The sequence below is a fragment of the Tumebacillus lipolyticus genome (genome assembly GCF_042682745.1).
GTDB classification, from domain to species: domain Bacteria; phylum Bacillota; class Bacilli; order Tumebacillales; family Tumebacillaceae; genus Tumebacillus_A; species Tumebacillus_A lipolyticus.
In genome coordinates this window covers 1,276,639-1,291,841 of the sequence record NZ_JBHUIO010000002.1, presented here as the reverse complement: position 1 = coordinate 1,291,841, position 15,203 = coordinate 1,276,639, and the positions used below count along the sequence as shown (strand labels likewise).

General features: G+C 49.7%; 16 protein-coding genes, 1 tRNA gene and 1 other annotated feature (1 of these 18 running past the window's edge). Of the genes, 11 read left to right on the top strand and 6 right to left on the bottom strand.

Annotation, left to right across the window (positions count from 1 at the left end):
• Positions 1–238 precede the first annotated feature (238 nt).
• From ACFSOY_RS04805 to ACFSOY_RS04790, 4 genes are all read left to right on the top strand, one after another.
• A tRNA-Sec gene (locus tag ACFSOY_RS04805) sits at positions 239–335 on the top strand.
• Positions 336–730: 395 nt separating this feature from the next.
• Positions 731–1,603, top strand: coding sequence for a M15 family metallopeptidase (locus tag ACFSOY_RS04800; RefSeq protein ID WP_386044383.1), 873 nt, complete (start codon positions 731–733; stop codon positions 1,601–1,603).
• 44 nt (positions 1,604–1,647) lie between these two features.
• Positions 1,648–2,343: a response regulator transcription factor gene (locus ACFSOY_RS04795; protein WP_386044382.1), complete on the top strand. Its 696-nt coding sequence runs from the start codon at positions 1,648–1,650 to the stop codon at positions 2,341–2,343.
• Positions 2,336–3,433, top strand: coding sequence for a sensor histidine kinase (locus tag ACFSOY_RS04790; protein WP_386044381.1), 1,098 nt, complete (start codon positions 2,336–2,338; stop codon positions 3,431–3,433). The genes ACFSOY_RS04795 and ACFSOY_RS04790 overlap by 8 nt, the downstream gene beginning before the upstream one ends.
• Positions 3,434–3,734: 301 nt before the next feature.
• Here the strand turns inward: ACFSOY_RS04790 and ACFSOY_RS04785 are convergent, their stop codons facing one another.
• Both ACFSOY_RS04785 and ACFSOY_RS04780 read right to left on the bottom strand, forming a co-directional pair.
• Positions 3,735–4,337 carry a YqaA family protein gene (locus ACFSOY_RS04785; protein WP_386044380.1) on the bottom strand — a complete coding sequence of 201 codons (603 nt, stop codon included), beginning with the start codon at positions 4,335–4,337 and terminating at the stop codon, positions 3,735–3,737.
• A 1,160-nt stretch (positions 4,338–5,497) separates the two neighbouring features.
• On the bottom strand, positions 5,498–6,331 hold the full coding sequence (locus ACFSOY_RS04780) for a hypothetical protein (RefSeq protein WP_386044379.1): 834 nt from the start codon (positions 6,329–6,331) through the stop codon (positions 5,498–5,500).
• Between the two features lie 228 nt (positions 6,332–6,559).
• On the opposite strand from ACFSOY_RS04780, the gene ACFSOY_RS04775 reads away from it, so the two are divergent.
• Entirely contained in the window at positions 6,560–6,823 is a 264-nt protein-coding gene (locus ACFSOY_RS04775; RefSeq protein WP_386044378.1) for a hypothetical protein, read from the top strand.
• A 289-nt stretch (positions 6,824–7,112) separates the two neighbouring features.
• On the opposite strand, the gene ACFSOY_RS04770 is transcribed toward ACFSOY_RS04775, so the two are convergent.
• The gene (locus ACFSOY_RS04770) at positions 7,113–7,850 is read right to left on the bottom strand and encodes a class I SAM-dependent methyltransferase (RefSeq protein WP_386044377.1); all 738 of its coding nucleotides are present in this window, start codon (positions 7,848–7,850) and stop codon (positions 7,113–7,115) included.
• A 99-nt stretch (positions 7,851–7,949) separates the two neighbouring features.
• Complete coding sequence (locus ACFSOY_RS04765; RefSeq protein WP_386044376.1) at positions 7,950–8,861, bottom strand: pentapeptide repeat-containing protein; 912 nt, start codon at positions 8,859–8,861, stop codon at positions 7,950–7,952.
• A gap of 359 nt (positions 8,862–9,220) precedes the next feature.
• On the opposite strand from ACFSOY_RS04765, the gene ACFSOY_RS04760 reads away from it, so the two are divergent.
• From ACFSOY_RS04760 to ACFSOY_RS04750, 3 genes are all read left to right on the top strand, one after another.
• Positions 9,221–9,544 carry a winged helix-turn-helix transcriptional regulator gene (locus tag ACFSOY_RS04760; protein WP_386044375.1) on the top strand — a complete coding sequence of 108 codons (324 nt, stop codon included), beginning with the start codon at positions 9,221–9,223 and terminating at the stop codon, positions 9,542–9,544.
• Positions 9,545–9,677: 133 nt separating this feature from the next.
• Positions 9,678–10,064, top strand: coding sequence for a DoxX family protein (locus ACFSOY_RS04755; protein WP_386044491.1), 387 nt, complete (start codon positions 9,678–9,680; stop codon positions 10,062–10,064).
• 38 nt (positions 10,065–10,102) lie between these two features.
• Positions 10,103–10,813 carry a pirin family protein gene (locus tag ACFSOY_RS04750; protein ID WP_386044374.1) on the top strand — a complete coding sequence of 237 codons (711 nt, stop codon included), beginning with the start codon at positions 10,103–10,105 and terminating at the stop codon, positions 10,811–10,813.
• A 608-nt stretch (positions 10,814–11,421) separates the two neighbouring features.
• Here ACFSOY_RS04750 and ACFSOY_RS04745 read toward each other — a convergent pair.
• On the bottom strand, positions 11,422–11,838 hold the full coding sequence (locus ACFSOY_RS04745) for a hypothetical protein (RefSeq protein WP_386044373.1): 417 nt from the start codon (positions 11,836–11,838) through the stop codon (positions 11,422–11,424).
• Positions 11,839–12,041: 203 nt separating this feature from the next.
• Between ACFSOY_RS04745 and ACFSOY_RS04740 the strand changes: the two genes are divergently transcribed.
• From ACFSOY_RS04740 to ACFSOY_RS04730, 3 genes are all read left to right on the top strand, one after another.
• Positions 12,042–12,332, top strand: coding sequence for a hypothetical protein (locus ACFSOY_RS04740; RefSeq protein ID WP_386044372.1), 291 nt, complete (start codon positions 12,042–12,044; stop codon positions 12,330–12,332).
• Positions 12,333–12,642: 310 nt separating this feature from the next.
• The gene (locus ACFSOY_RS04735) at positions 12,643–13,290 is read left to right on the top strand and encodes a metallophosphoesterase family protein (protein ID WP_386044371.1); all 648 of its coding nucleotides are present in this window, start codon (positions 12,643–12,645) and stop codon (positions 13,288–13,290) included.
• Between the two features lie 48 nt (positions 13,291–13,338).
• Positions 13,339–13,581 (top strand): hypothetical protein, encoded by a 243-nt coding sequence (locus tag ACFSOY_RS04730; protein WP_386044370.1) that lies wholly within the window; start codon positions 13,339–13,341, stop codon positions 13,579–13,581.
• 162 nt (positions 13,582–13,743) lie between these two features.
• Here the strand turns inward: ACFSOY_RS04730 and aspS are convergent, their stop codons facing one another.
• A complete protein-coding gene (gene aspS, locus ACFSOY_RS04725) occupies positions 13,744–15,021 on the bottom strand; it encodes an aspartate--tRNA(Asn) ligase (protein WP_386044369.1) in 1,278 nt (425 codons plus the stop codon).
• 109 nt (positions 15,022–15,130) lie between these two features.
• Positions 15,131–15,203: a binding site (T-box leader), on the bottom strand; it runs 148 nt beyond the window's last position.

Below are 15,203 nucleotides of genomic sequence, written 5' to 3'. Positions count from 1 at the left end.
AGCGGGCAAGCTTCGAGACTGGTTGCTAAGAGGGGGAGATTATTATCAGGGGGGAGGAGTTCGGCGCAGATAGGTTGCGCGATGATCGAAGGGGAGGTCGACAGGGGGCAGGGAAAGTTGCTTTATGAAGAGTGGATTTTTGGAAGGCGAGCTAAAAAGTTTGAACATCTGACGCGCTCTACAAGTCGGGCGTTTGAACTCCTGAGAAAATAGGGTATAATGAGGTTCATACTTTTTCGGGGGTGGATGGGGTACTGGTGTCCTTCCTAGTCTTCAAAACTATGTGCGGCCGGTGGACCCGGCTGGGTGGGTTCGATTCCCACGCACTCCCGCCAACTTAGATACAGCAAGGGCTCGTGGCATGTTGAGGTCGATTCTCGACCATGCGCCACGAGCCCTTTTTTGTGCATGCTGCTACCCGTTTGATACCTTTTCGATGAAAGATCATATCGAAGTTCATCTCGATTCTTCATGTTTCACTCTTCTTGCTGTTGAACATAGCCCCTCAACGTTACGCGAGGGCTGAAGAGTCGTACCGATGCAAAGCCTCGCTAGAATGGCGGGACTTTTTATGTTCTCACCAGAGATTGCTCAGCAGAGCTCCGTAGAGGAATGATCGAATCTCCACAATGATGCAGTGATTTAAGAAAAATTTTATCATTCACCCCACTTCTTCTTTAGAAGTTTTCCTTATCCTGAAGTTCGATGAACCGATAGGAGGAAACGAACGATGAAGAAGCGGCTTTTTTGGCTTGCGATCCTTTTGCTGATTGGATATGGAATTGCTCAAGACAAACTGGAAGACGTCAAACAACCGAAAGTAGATGTTCAAGTCCAGACGGAAGTTTCCCAGAAGGACGAGCCTACGATAAAAGTTACGAAAGACCAGATTTACAAAGGTGATCTACTGCTTGTCAACAAAGATCATCCTGTACCTGCGGGGGGTGAAGAGTCGGAAGCGATCAATCTGTCTCAACACCAGGAGCTTGTGCAGGGATTCGGTATGCTGGACAATACGATTCAGCTGTCGCCCAGCTTGTTGGAGAAATTTTCAACCATGATCAGAGCTGCGGAACAAAAAGGGGTCAACCATTTTTTAATCAGCAGCGGTTATCGGGACGATCAAGAACAAGATCAACTGTATCAGCAGATGGGAGCCGAATATGCGATGCCGGCAGGTTATAGCGAACATAATCTCGGCCTGTCGATCGATATCGGATCAACGCAAGGCGATATGAATCGTGCGCCGGAAGGAAAGTGGCTGATCCAAAATGCATGGAGATACGGCTTCGTTTTACGCTATCCGCAGAACAAAGAGGCGATCACCGGCATTCGATATGAGCCGTGGCATTTTCGCTATGTTGGGCTGCCGCACAGTGCGATCATGCAGAAAAAGGGCTTCGTTTTAGAGGAGTATTTGAAATTCTTGAAAGAACAGAAGACCGTCACGGCTACAGTAGATCATCATGCTTATGAAGTCTTTTACTACCCTGTTTCCACAGATACAACGATCCATGTCCCAGCGAATGGCCGCTATGAAATTTCAGGCAATAATATAGATGGTGTCATCGTGACCGTGTACGATCAACCGAATTTGAAATAAATCAGATATAATAGCAGGATACTGACGTTTTACAGGGGGAACGAATGAAGCCGATCACCATTTTGATAGCTGACGATGAGACAGAAATCGCCGATTTGGTCGAACTGCATTTGCAAAAAGAAGGCTACCGCTGCATAAAAGTGGCTGACGGGCAGGAAGCTGTAGCTGCGATGATGACACATCCTATCGATTTGGCAATTTTGGATATTATGATGCCCAAGCTGGACGGCTACGAGGTGACGCGACGAATTCGGGAGCAGCATCATCTGCCGATCATCTTTTTAAGCGCCAAAACGACCGACCTCGATAAAATTGCAGGGCTGGTACAGGGAGCGGATGATTATGTGACCAAACCGTTCAACCCGATGGAATTGGTCGCTCGCGTGAATGCGCAGCTGCGGCGTTCGATGCAATTCAATCAATTGGCGCCGGCGAACAGCTCGGTTTTGGAGCGGGGCGGCTTGGTCATCTATCCGGAACAACGAACCGTATTTCTATATGGCAACCCGATTAAGCTGACTCCGAAAGAATTTGATATTTTGTGCCTGCTGGCCAGTCATCCGAAGAAGGTCTACAGCTCTGAGAATATTTTCGAACACGTGTGGGGCGAGACTTACTACGAAGGAGGCAATACGGTGATGGTGCACATTCGCACATTGCGGAAAAAGCTCGGCGAAGATATGAATAAAAACAAATTGATCAAGACCGTCTGGGGAGTAGGGTATTCGTTCAATGGCTAAAAAAATCCGAGGCTTTCGGTTTAACATGATTCTGCTGTTCGGCTTGAGTATGCTCTGTTCCGGCCTGATTACCTTTGCGCTCTATACGGTTCTCCGGCTCTATTATCATACGACGAAGTTCGAGGATCCGTTGACTAAATTTCGCTACTTTATCAAAGATATCGGGGATATCAACTTCTTTCTGCTTATCTTTATCCCGCTCTCGATCTTGTTTTTCTTGCTCTTCACCAAGCAGTATGTAGCTTATTTCGATGAGATTTCGCGCGGAATTCATCGCCTGGCGAACGGCGACTTCAATGGTCGTTTGCTCATTCGATCTAACGACGAGTTTGGACTCATTGCGAGAGACATCAATCTGGCGAGTGAAAAATTGCAGCAAGCGATGGAAAGAGGCGATTTTGCAGAAAACAGCAAGGAGCAGTTGGTCTTGAATTTGGCCCATGATCTGCGCACCCCGCTCACTTCTGTATTAGGTTATCTGGATTTCATTCTTCAGGGCGACGAGCTGACGAAGGAACAAATCAAACACTATACGAGCATTGCATTCACCAAGTCACAACGCCTGGAGAAGCTGATTGACGAACTGTTCGAAATCACCCGAATGAACTACGGCAAACTTACGCTTGAGATCCAACCGATCGATCTACACGAGCTCCTCATCCAATTAAACGAGGAGTTGTACCCTTTGCTTGAGAAAAATAACTTGACCACCCGATTGGACATCACTCCTCATTTGACGATTCGGGGGGATGGGGAGCTGCTGGCACGCGTATTTGAAAATCTTCTGACGAACGCCATTCGCTATGGCCAAGACGGTCAGTATATCGATATTCATTGTCATCTTGAAGACGAAGATGCGGTGATTCAAATCATCAATTACGGAAATTGCATTCCACAGGAGGAACTGCCTCATATTTTCGATATGTTTTTCACTGGCGACAAGGCACGAACTCATCGTGAAGAGGGCACCGGCCTCGGCTTGTTCATCGCCAAAAATATTGTAGCGCAGCATCAAGGCACGATTTCGGCCGAAAGCAGTGTCATTCGCACGCTGTTTGAAGTGCGTTTGCCGCAAGGGCGGGAGCAGTAGTTCGCTTACCAATACAACTCGGCTGATCATACTAGCACCTGATACATGAACGTTACGCTAACGAATTACGATCGCAGAATAAAAGCAGTGGCAAGTCTAGGACTTTCTGGTTCCTAGACTGCCACTGCTTTTTAATGAGTTCAGTAATGAACGGATTTATGACCCTCTCTTGTCAAATGATACGTTCGTTATAGCGACCCCACATGGGCTGGGACTGAAGAGTTGAATCGACGCATCGCCCCGCTGAATGGCGGGGCTTTTTTGTATATCGGCAACTTCGGTCTGCGCAAATATTGATCGCCTAGGAAGGGTTGGATTCTCCGCCATCTTTTGATTTTGTGTTCTTTCTGCTTCGAAGCTTGCTGATCAGGAACCAGCCAACGGCAAGTATGATGAAGATCCCTAAAAAGATGAGGGTAAAATATTTATCGATCACCTTGTCCGCAAATGTGCCGTAGCAATAGAACAATGCCCCGACGGTGTAAAATTTGGCAGCACGTCCGATCGCTGCGTACCCGATCAATTTCCAGAGCGAGTAATTGGCGCTCCCGGAAAGGATGGTGAAGATCTTGAAGGGAATGGGTGTGAATGCCCCTAGTAATATCGCTGCTGCCCCATGACGGTTAAACATCTCCGTGGCAGAATCGACCCAGCTTTTTTTGAGTATTTTTTTCAGAAATGACCTTCCTGCCACTTTGCCGATCCAATATCCGATCGGGGTACCTAATAAACAGCCGAAAAACCCGACCGTTGCCAGCCAAAGAGCGTTGGAAGGATTGATCATGCTCAGGGACACCTGAGTGAAAAAGGCGGGAACAGGGAAAATGATCGCATCGATAAAAGAATGGAAAAACAATCCCCAAGCGCCAAAGTCTTTTAGAAAGTTTAAAGTCGCATCTATCATTCCGTTAGCTCTCTCCTCACGTGGTTAATTCCGTAACCCGAATTGGTCTCGATTTATTTCTCTTTGCGGAGTAACGGACCATCGTATTGTTATCATCGTATACCAACTCGATCGGAGTCGGAGTGGCAGAAAGTCATCCGGCGGTACGAGAGCTGAAGGACGATCCTATAAAGGTATACTATTCCTCTTGTGTGCCTCGACTACAAATTGCGAACAAAATAGGCAGTTTTTTACGATACAGCCATATTCATCTATAATGCCAAAAAATCAGCTAAAATTATAGTGATAGTTTTGTTACATTGAAAAAAATGACTCAGCTTACTTTCTCCAATGGTCGCTGCGTCATAACGAACCGCAGCGATGCGAATCATGTAGTGGGGGAAATGGCAGCATGTTCCTTTGTACCCTGCTGGAGAATGTCTTTGGCGAATGGATGCTTGTGCCTTTTTGCGGCCAATAGCTCGAAATAGGGGGTCAAGCACAGCTTTATGATTCCCCTCTCAAGTATGACCGTCTTCTGGTGATCAGTCACTATGATATGAAGGATTTTTTAAAGTGCTATAATTATGAATTTTCTAATGTATAAGAAATGGGTGGAGATACTTCGTTATTTTCCTGTTATCAAAGAGTCGAAGGTATTAAGAAGAGGTGTTGGTCGCAAGGCTGTTCGCAAGAGCAAAGAAAAAGGATCGGTGTTTACCTCAACTTTTGCTCACAGTTCGATCTCCAGAGAGAACAAGCGTCCAACAGACTCCTACAACGTAGGATGATCGGGGCGGGAGCTGTAAAGCACATAAGAAGTATCGAGCTATCGCATACGCATGCAGTCTTGAAAACGATGTGCGGTCGGTAGATGCGGTGGGGGGATTCGACTCCCAAGCACTCCCGTCAGCCTAAATATAACAAGGGCTCGACGCGCTTTGAGGTCAACCTCGAAAATGCGCGACGAGCCCTTTTTCTTGCTTTCTGCTCACATTCTTCTACTCTTTTCTCCAGGAGATTATTGCGAAGTTCATCACAAATTGAACGGCCTCAACGCCTAGCATTGAACGGGGGCGGAAAAGTCGTCGATCGGGGGCTGAAGAGTCGTCATGACGCGTGACACCGCTGAATGGTGCGGCTCATGCTGTCAACACACCTTCAACTTACAGGAGATCAGGCTATAAGTCGTTGATCTGATCCAACGAGACGGCAGTGCCGCTTTGCTGTTGCTCCGAACTGATCTGCGAAGAGCGCACGTGCTCGCCGCCCGGTGTCATCGGCAATTCTGGCTCCCGATCCCAGCTAGACCACGCAGAGTGGAGATCGGCGCTTCGTGGGGAAAGATCAAACGTTGTACCACCAGGTGAAGCAACATAACCATAGTCTGCGCGGTCTTGGATTCCGCGGTTCTCAGAGGCATCGCCAGGCGATACATTCTTGGTCGCGCTGTTCAGTAACCCGAGCAAAAAGTTCGCTTCCAATCTGATATTGGAAGGCGTAGCTCCCGCCTTAATAGATTCGATCAGCGTGTCACGCGCACTGTTCATGTTTTCGTATTCCTCGTCGCCACCATCATACATCGCATCGGTCAGCTCGGTAAATTCCCTTTCTGTCGCATCGCCGTTACAGAAATCACAGAGCAAATGCTCGATGGCAGAAAAAGGAATTCGATGGGCGCGGTCGTATCCCAATTTGGCAAAATTGCTGGAGGCAGAGACTTTCAGTTCATCCGCTGTGCTCTTTTTCAAAAAGCTTCGCCATCCGGGTCTCTTTCCATCGGTGGTAAAGGAGGTGCCATCATGCCCGATCTTGAGCTGCACAGCTTGCTTTGAGCGCATCTGCGCACTCAACAGATGCACAACAGCTCGGTTGCCGAGCGCTTTTTGCAATTGCAAGATGTGTCCAGCCGAATAAGGGGCTACTGCCTGGCTTGTTTTTTGTGAATGCTTCGATGTGTCTTTCGTATTTTGCTCGACGAGAGAAACATTTTGTAGAGAGGGAGAAACTTCCACAATCGCGTCCTCCTTTGATGAGGCCAATTTGAAATGTTTATAAATTCAAATTCTTGATGTGAAAGAAAAATCCTTTGTTGAAAAATTGACTTCTGCGATCTTGTGGTGAAGAGCGACTCGTGACCCATGCACGTTGCACCATAGTTCAACTGCCATAAATCCCCTTTGCATATCTGCCGCGTGGCGGAGTATACTAACAAAAACAGAACGTATGTTCGAGGTGTGAGTATGCGAGCAACCGCTCTCCTGCGAAAAATGATCCTGCTGCAAATGCTTGAGGAGCAGGTGGAAAATGAAAAGGTAAAACTGTTGAATGAGCTTCGCGAGCACAATTTGCTGATCGAGGCAAAGGAAGTAAAGGGGTCTGGCGTCGTGGTGGTGTTTCGGGAAAATGGTCAGCAGCGCCGCGTGACGATCATGTACCCGAAGCTCAGCCCAAGCGCTCAGGAGCTGTTCTCTTCCAGCCTGAGCCAAGAGCGGACTGACCGCTGAGGGACAGTGGACGGTTCACTTACCATTTTTGAAGTGATCCGCCAAGTCTTGAGCTGGAACTGGAAGGTTATGAAATCGGAGCGACTGGAAGCGAAGAAGCGCAAGATGCATCGGTCAGATGAGGATGTCAACTAAACAATTGGAAAAGGCCATCCTTGGCGGAATGGCCTTTTGGTAAGAAGTAAGCTCCGATGACTGAGCAGCAAGTTGCTCAGCAAGTCTTCTCCCCGCTCGTCACGATGCAATCGGACACAACGTTAAAGGCATTGAGGAGTTATCATGCAACACATCAACCATTTTTGATCGCTGAGATCAAGAGAAAGATGGGACGACGAGTTTCATCGCGCATTTCGGGATATTTTGCAAGCACCTCTTGAGTAGGTTGAGGTTCGGAAAGCTTCGTAATCCTGAAGCCAGAATCGAGTAGCGCATTGATATGGGTGGCGACTGTGCGGTGATATTTGACAACATCATTGTCCAGAAATCTTGCCAGCCTTGGGCCTTCATTCTGGTAGTTGTCGACAGGCCAATGCAATCGCTCACCCTGTGGGCCATAATGCCAGTCTTGCGCAGCGATCGCAGTGAAGACCGGGTGTTCGAAGGAGAGCACAAACGTACCACCCGGTGCAAGGCAGCGATAAATTTTCTGGCAGACGATGTCGAAGCGCTCGACATAATGAAGCGCAAGTGAGCTGATTACCACGTCGAAATCATTTTCGGGAAAGTCGATGTCTTCAATCGCCAGCCGACGATATTCGATCGCGAAGTCGTCGGTCATCTCTCGGGCGCGCTCTAACATTTTTTCCGAAAGATCAACACCCACGACAGACCTTGCTTGTTGTTCACGCGCATACCGGCAGTGCCAGCCGAACCCACAACCAAGATCGAGAACTCGTTTATCACGCAGATCGGGAAGCAACTCGCGGAGAGCGTGCCATTCGCCAGCAGCTTTCAGTCCATCGGTTGAACGAGGCATCCGACTGTATTTCTCGAAAAAATCGAGATCATCATATTTGTTCTGTTTCATATGAGCAATCCTCCAAGCGCGATTTTCCATTGCTTAAAAGGCAGGGGCTACTTAACTAGCGCATCTGATCGGTCTCACTCAGCGCCATGTAACTTCCTTCTACGGCATACGATGGGAATCCCAAGAGGCTTGCTGCTTGTTGCTCCCCGACCAATGTGTCGGGCGCGCGAAAGCCGGCGGTAACTTCGTAGCAGCATCGCCTTTCGCCGCGTTGAGTTGAGACTGTGTGAGAAAGATGCTTCCGGTGAGGTCGGCACCACGGAGATCAGCATCTCGGAAATCGGCCCCGATGAGGTCGGCCATTCTCAGATCGGCATCTCGGAGGTCAGCAGCGATCAGGTACGCTCCTCTCAAGTTGGCGCCCCGAAGGTCGGCGCCGCGAAGCTTGGCCCCGATGAGGTCAGCCCCTCGGCCGTATGTTTTCTGACGCCCTCGCGCGCCTGACTGCTGGCGCTTGGCTTCTGCTCGCACAAGTTCGCTTGTCCGCAGCAGCAGAGCATTGATGTCCGCTCGGTGTGCCGTCACGTCCAGTTGCAGAAGTGCGTCGGGACGGAGGTGTGTGAGGCGTTCTGTCTCGTCAAGCGCAACCTTCAGCTCGTCGTGGATCGAACGGGCTGGCTGCAGCGTCAGCGCTTCGGTCAGATACCAGAGGAGCTCATGGAGTTGTCGCATGATGGGGAACACCTCGAACATCTGCTGCGCAGACTCGGGGACTTGTCTCCAATCTTGCCCATCAAAGGTGACGCGGGCAACCTTTTGCCCTGCGCCGAAGCACTCATAGACTGTACAACCTCGAAAGCCACGCTTTCTGAGGGTGGTGTGAACGCCGCAGCGGAAGTCGGCTTGCAGGTTGCGGCAGGGCTGACCGGCATTTTTGTCGATCGCGAAGTCGCTCGAAGCTGCGAAGGGCAGGGCGACACAGCACAGGCCAAAGCAGTTTTCACATTCGTCTCGCAGATTGAGACGATGTCTGTCGGGAAAAAGTCCCGTATTATTGTGATTCTCAGACATTTGGATCCTCCTACTAGGACGTTTGGTGGGAATCCAGCTCTGGATTCAGTGTGATCGAGTGTACGATTGACTCATCAAGTTTTACAAACCTGTCCGACCAGTCGAATAGGTGGTAGTTTTGAGGGAGGAAAGACGATTGTAAAGCTGATCGGATCGATTGCAATTTCCTTTTTATGAGAAGGGTATATCTATAGTAACATAGTTGTAAAGTGAGGAAGTGGATTCTGTACACATCATTTGCGAAAGAAGGAAAGCTCACGCAAGATTCGAATACGAAGCTAACTTCCATTTGTGTGATATAATATAGCAAAAACCAAGGAGCAAGCTCACTCCTTGGTTTTTACGTTGAGGTGATAGTTATGGCCCATGCAGAGCTCTGTCCAAAGTTTGAAAAAGGGATGCAACTACTTAGCAAACGTTGGAACGGTTTTATCATCTACCAACTCCTTTCCGGCCCTCAACGGTTTGGTGAGATACAGAATGCGCTTCCGATCAGTGGGCGGTTATTGTCTGAGCGGCTCAAAGATCTGGAGGAGGAGGGCATTGTCACCCGCGAGATGTTTCCGGAAGTTCCGGTGCGAGTTGAATACGCGTTGACAGATAAAGGCCGCGCCTTAGAATCGATCATTCGCGATCTTGAAAAGTGGTCCGAAGCTTGGGTCGGCATGAAGAAAGAAAATTGAATCACATCGTTGGTCAGCCAATTCCGTAACAGGAATTGGCTTTTTTGTTTTTGTTGACATCTTGGGTTACCTATCGTAATATACTTACATAAAGTAACTAACGAACAAAAAATAACTGAGGGGAAGGTACTTTATCATGAATCTTGGACTTTTGATCATTCGTCTCGTTGTAGGATTGCTCTTCATGGGGCACGGTGCGCAAAAACTGTTTGGCTGGTTTGGTGGCTATGGGCTGAAAGGCACAGGTGGCTGGCTGGAATCGATCGGTGTGAAACCGGGCGTGCTGGCAGCTCTGGTGGCTGGCCTTGCCGAACTGATCGGCGGAGCGCTGTTCGCTGCAGGCGTCTTTACGCCGGTCGGCGCCGCGTTGATCATCATCACCATGTTGGTCGCGATCATCACCGTCCACGGCAAAAACGGTCTGTGGGTGACTGCGAACGGTATTGAATACAACTTGGTGCTGATTGCAATCGCGGTTGGTGTCGCTCTGATCGGTCCTGGCGCTTACGTATTGTTCTAAGCCTGATGGAAATGCTTTAGAAAAAGGAGGGGATTTCGATGATCGAGATCTACCCAGCAGCATCCCGTTTTACCGCCGATCACGGCTGGTTGAAAAGCAACTTCAGCTTTTCCTTTGCAGAGTATTATGATCCAGACAATAAATTATTCGGCCCGCTTCGCGTGTTCAACGATGATGTCGTGCAACCTGGCAACGGATTTGGCGAACACCCACACCATGAGATGGAGATCGTCTCGATCGTCCTCCAAGGCGAGTTGCAACACCAAGACAGCATGGGGAATACCGAAATTCTCCGCCCTGGTGAGGTGCAACGGATGACTGCCGGCACTGGGATCGTTCATTCTGAAGTTAACCCGTCAGCGACGGAGGAGCTCAGCTTCTTGCAACTGTGGTTTCTGCCGAGCACACGAGGGTTGGAGCCTTCCTATGAACAGCTCGCCTATGATGTGGAAGCGATGAACGATCGGCTGTTGCCCGTCGTTTCCAACCGGCCGTCCTCTGAGCAAGTCGCCCTGATTCATCAGGACTTGACGATCTATCTCTCCAAGCTGGGAGAGAAGCGGTCGCTCACGTTTGAACAAGCGCCTGGCCGTTTGATCTACCTGTTTGTGATCGAAGGCGAATTGACGCTGAACGGCGAATCGATGGGCAAGCGAGACGCAGCGCGGATCAGCGATGTGACCAAGCTCGATCTCGCAGCTGAAAGCGGTGCTCACTTCATGCTGATCGATTTGCCAGCTCAACCATAGCGAATCGCTTTGACTCTAAAACCTGCTGCAGAACGAAATTAGAACTATCGTTTTTCAGCGAAGAAAAAGGAATGGACCGCTTGTAGATCTTTTCGATCTAAGCAAGCGGTTTTTTTAATTGAAATAGGTGAGAACACCGGGGAAAGGTACCGTTTCGCGAAGGTGATACCATGTGGAGCTATATTACAACATTTAATTAATATAGATGAATATGTACTTTTTATTTATTTTTTCATTGAATTGTTAACGATCCTGTGATATTGTGTATATACAGAAGGAGGTGATAGAATGATCGCTAAACTTTTTTCGAAAATGATCGGTGTTGTTGAACCGGAAGGCTATTACATGTGTGATGCCAACACAAGGTCATGCGCAGATTGGAATTACTTTGCAGAATACTACTGTCGCGACAACGGTTTCTGCGAGTTTACTCACTGTGGATGCGTATAGTCCTTATACGGAATGGTTTCTTGTTCGCCCCAAACGGAAAATAGCAACGACCCCATTCGTGTGAATGGGGTCGTTTTCGATCATCGCGCAGGGCGGCAACCGATCAGAATAGCGGCGATCGGGAAGTGGGCATTTGTACACGAAGCGAACCACAGCCTTTAGCGCCGAGGGTTCGCAAGCGTGCGCAAAATCAGCCATATCGTGATGCCGCCGAGCAGATACATGAGCAGATCGATCGGATCGCTCGTACCGTTGGCGAAAAAGAGCGGAATCAGATATTCCCAGACGATTCCGGTAAGCAAGGTCAACAAGGTGCAGGCAAGCAGGGATTTGATCTGAAATCTGCGGAAAAACGGTAAGCAGGAGAGCAGCACGTTGAGAAACGGAATATATACCCAAATGATCAGGATATCGTTTAGGTGTCCGTGGACGAAATTGTTGGTCGTGTACGTTTTGATCAGGTACTCATTTGTGAGAAAGATCGCGATTGCAAGCGCGAGCAACACGAGGTTCAGCAGGAAAAACGAACTGCGAATGCCCGGACGATCATTCGGTTGAAGTTGTGTTCGGTTCAAGTCAGCCCCTCCTTTTGCTGGATGACCTTTATCGTACCATAGGAGCTTCAACGAGACTATGAGGAGTTGTGCAGGTTACTTTCCGTTTGGACTTGCATAAGATGCATGAAGAACGGTGAGCGAGCTAAAATTGGACAGCCAATCGATCACAGAACATACAAGCTCCCGCATGCTGAAGCACCTAGGTAGAGGAGGTGAGAAATGTGCCAGTGAACGCGCGTGCACTCCTCGGAAAAATGGTAGACTGCCATACACCCTATGGCGTCCAAACTGGAATCTTGCAAGAAGTGCGACCTGATGGGATCGTGCTCGCCGTGCCTCAATCAACAGGTGTGGTGAGTGGGAACAACGATTTGGAAGCGGAGCATGCAGATAAGCTGACGATTCAGAACAGTGAAACTGTGTTTTTTCGACCGTTTTTTCCAAGATCCCTTTTCTTCATCCCATTTGCTCTATTGCTTGCATTGACGCTGAGCAGAAGACGGTTTATCTAGTCGTTCAGACGATCGATTCGATCCCGCCCCCATTCTCACTCCGCGTTCGCCGGAGTGGGTTTTTTCGTATGTTTTCGAGCGGTCAGGTGCGGTTTTCGGCGTTTTTCGTCTCTGTGGTTGAGAATGAAGTCGGGACAGATGGTGCAGATTGGCAAGCCGACTTTACGATCATGATTCCACTCGGTATAATTTTGATAAACTTCATTCGATTGAATCGTTTCAAGCTGACAGATTGCTAGAGGATTCTTACTGATGAAGCTCATCACAAATGTGGCGAGCTTCTTTGACTACAGCGGAGGAGGGAGACAGAATGGAAAAGCGACTACTCGTTTGTAGTGATATCCACGGGCAGTACGATCAGTTTATCGAACTGCTGGACAAGGCAAGCTATGACCCAGCGCAAGATCAGCTCATCCTCTTGGGAGATTATATCGATCGCGGGCCGAAATCGCGACAGGTGATCGAAAAGGTGATCGAACTGGTCGAGCGAGATGGCGCGCTGGCACTGAAGGGCAATCATGATCAGATGATGATCGACAGCCTCGGACAGATGGCGGAGGAGAAGCGCCAGAAGTGGGAGCAGATCAACGGAGGAGCAGCTACTCTCCAATCATACGCCGATGAAGAGGAGCTGTATGTTGAGCATGCCTGCTGGATGCGCGACAATCTGAAACTCTATCACGAAACGGCTCAGTATATCTTCGTTCACGCAGGAGTGCGTCCCGGCATTCCGATGGAAGAACAGCTCGAATATGATCTCATCTGGATTCGGCATCGCGAAGAATGTGGGCTAGGGAAATTGATCGTCCACGGGCACACGTCGGTCGATGAAGTGGAGCAAGTGTTTGATCAGCTGTTTATCGACACGGGAAGCGTCTATGGGAACAAGTTGACGATGATCGAGCTGCCGAGCAGGGCGATCTATGAGGTGGCGGAGCCGATCGAGGTGACCGCTTAGTGCGGTCGTGAGCGCTTGGAGAAGTCGCATCGAAGCGAGAGGTGACAGATGGAAAACATCCTGCTGTTTGTGATCGGTGCTGTGGGCATTATTTTTACATTTTATGGACTGTGGAAACGGAAATATGGGAAAAGCGATGCGATCATGATGCTCGTGCAGATCGTTTTCCTCCTGATCGCCTATCTGTATCGTGGGGAGATCGTCGGGAAGGTCGCCATCAGCATCGTCGTGCTGGCGATGTTAGTGGAGTTGATCATCATGTTGCGAAGGCGCAAAGAACAGAAAGGATAGCACCCGGATCGGGTGCTTTTTTTCTGTCAAAAGACTGTCACTAGCGGGTGATCTTCAGGAAAGAGCAGGGATGCACAGCTGCGACCCGCTTCTTTCCTGAAGTGATGATCCGCTCGCGATCGCGGTCTGAGAGTGCCCGACTGCGATCGCGCAGTTTCTGTATTACGGGGTCAGACGATTGCGGTCCCGAGGAAATGCGGTCGCTTCTCGCACGTTGTTGTGCCCTAACAGGCGAGCGGTCAAGCGCTCCAAGCCGATCGCAAATCCTCCATGTGGCGGCATCCCATAGCGAAACAGATTGAGATAATCTGCAAACGCCTCCAGGTTCAAGCTGCGACTCCGCATCGATTCTTCCAACATTTCCAGCCGATGAATCCGCTGCCCTCCCGTCGTGATCTCCAACCCGTTAAACAGCAAGTCGAAAGAGGCGGTCAACGCCGGATGATCGGGTGCAGGCATCGCGTACATCGGGCGAACTTCACGCGGATAGTGCGTTAGAAAAACAAGTGCTGGCTTGCCTTGATCAGCATAGTATTGGCAGATCAAGCGCTCGCCTTCAGGGTCGAGGTCGCCCTCCGGGGAAGTTTTGCTGTACTGTTCGAGCAGGATTTGTTGCGCCTGCTGGACGGTCAGTCGGGGAATCTGCTCAATCACTGGAACTTCTGCGCCAAGCAGGGCGAGCTCCTCGGGACAAGTCTCAGCCACTCGGTGAAACAGATACTGCAACAGTTCTGTCTCCAAGTCCATCAGCTCTTCGAACGACCGGATGAATCCCATTTCAACGTCGAGCGACGTGTATTCGTTCAGATGGCGCGACGTGTTGTGCTCTTCTGCACGATACACGGGCGCGATCTCAAACACGCGCTCATAGCCGGCCCCGACCATCATCTGTTTGTAAAACTGTGGAGATTGGGCGAGGTAGGCCTGTTTCTCAAAATATTGGATGGCGAACAGGTTGGAACCGCCCTCTGTGCCAGACGCTACGATCTTCGGTGTAAAGATCTGTGTGAACCCGCGCGCGGAGAAAAAATCACGAAATGCTCCAGCGAGCACCGACTGAATGGTGAAGGTCGCGTGGACTTTCGGATTGCGCAGTGCGAGCGCGCGGTGGTTGAGGATCGTGTCCAAGCTGGCTGGGATCTCTTTTTTGTTCACTTCGATCGGCAAGGGAGCCTGTGCGGGCGATAGCACCTCAACCTGTGTGCCGTGCAGTTCTGCGCCATATTTGGACTGGACGACCTGCCCGTGCACGGTGATCACCGACTCTGGGGTGAGCGCAAGCGTTGCCAGCTCACCTTCCAAGACGATCTGGACGATGCCGCTGCGGTCGCGCAGATGGACGAACGCAAGGTGGCCAAGCTGGCGAATGCTGTGTACCCAGCCGGAGATCATGATCTGATTGCCTACGTGTTGCGGAAGTTCGGTTGATAAAATTCTCATCGGAGCTCCTCCTCATCATGTTGAAATCGTCATCATCATCGCCGTCGTCCATCTTGACCACCTCCTCTCAATACGATAATTGCCAACAAAAAAACCTCATCCCTTCGGAAAAAGGGACGAGGTTCTACTCGCGGTGCCACCCTCATTGTCGCCCTACTGCTCGCATGGCGACCACTCATGAG

Excerpts from the sequence above, each read along its gene's own strand:
- ACFSOY_RS04760 (WP_386044375.1), top strand. The coding sequence starts at position 9,221 with ATGGCCCATGCAGAGCTCTGTCCAAAGTTTGAAAAAGGGATGCAACTA.
- ACFSOY_RS04790 (WP_386044381.1), top strand. The coding sequence starts at position 2,336 with ATGGCTAAAAAAATCCGAGGCTTTCGGTTTAACATGATTCTGCTGTTC.
- ACFSOY_RS04785 (WP_386044380.1), bottom strand. The coding sequence starts at position 4,337 with ATGATAGATGCGACTTTAAACTTTCTAAAAGACTTTGGCGCTTGGGGA.
- ACFSOY_RS04765 (WP_386044376.1), bottom strand. The coding sequence starts at position 8,861 with ATGTCTGAGAATCACAATAATACGGGACTTTTTCCCGACAGACATCGT.
- ACFSOY_RS04730 (WP_386044370.1), top strand. The coding sequence starts at position 13,339 with ATGGAAAACATCCTGCTGTTTGTGATCGGTGCTGTGGGCATTATTTTT.
- ACFSOY_RS04775 (WP_386044378.1), top strand. The coding sequence starts at position 6,560 with ATGCGAGCAACCGCTCTCCTGCGAAAAATGATCCTGCTGCAAATGCTT.
- ACFSOY_RS04735 (WP_386044371.1), top strand. The coding sequence starts at position 12,643 with ATGGAAAAGCGACTACTCGTTTGTAGTGATATCCACGGGCAGTACGAT.
- ACFSOY_RS04795 (WP_386044382.1), top strand. The coding sequence starts at position 1,648 with ATGAAGCCGATCACCATTTTGATAGCTGACGATGAGACAGAAATCGCC.
- ACFSOY_RS04800 (WP_386044383.1), top strand. The coding sequence starts at position 731 with ATGAAGAAGCGGCTTTTTTGGCTTGCGATCCTTTTGCTGATTGGATAT.
- aspS (WP_386044369.1), bottom strand. The coding sequence starts at position 15,021 with ATGAGAATTTTATCAACCGAACTTCCGCAACACGTAGGCAATCAGATC.
- ACFSOY_RS04770 (WP_386044377.1), bottom strand. The coding sequence starts at position 7,850 with ATGAAACAGAACAAATATGATGATCTCGATTTTTTCGAGAAATACAGT.
- ACFSOY_RS04750 (WP_386044374.1), top strand. The coding sequence starts at position 10,103 with ATGATCGAGATCTACCCAGCAGCATCCCGTTTTACCGCCGATCACGGC.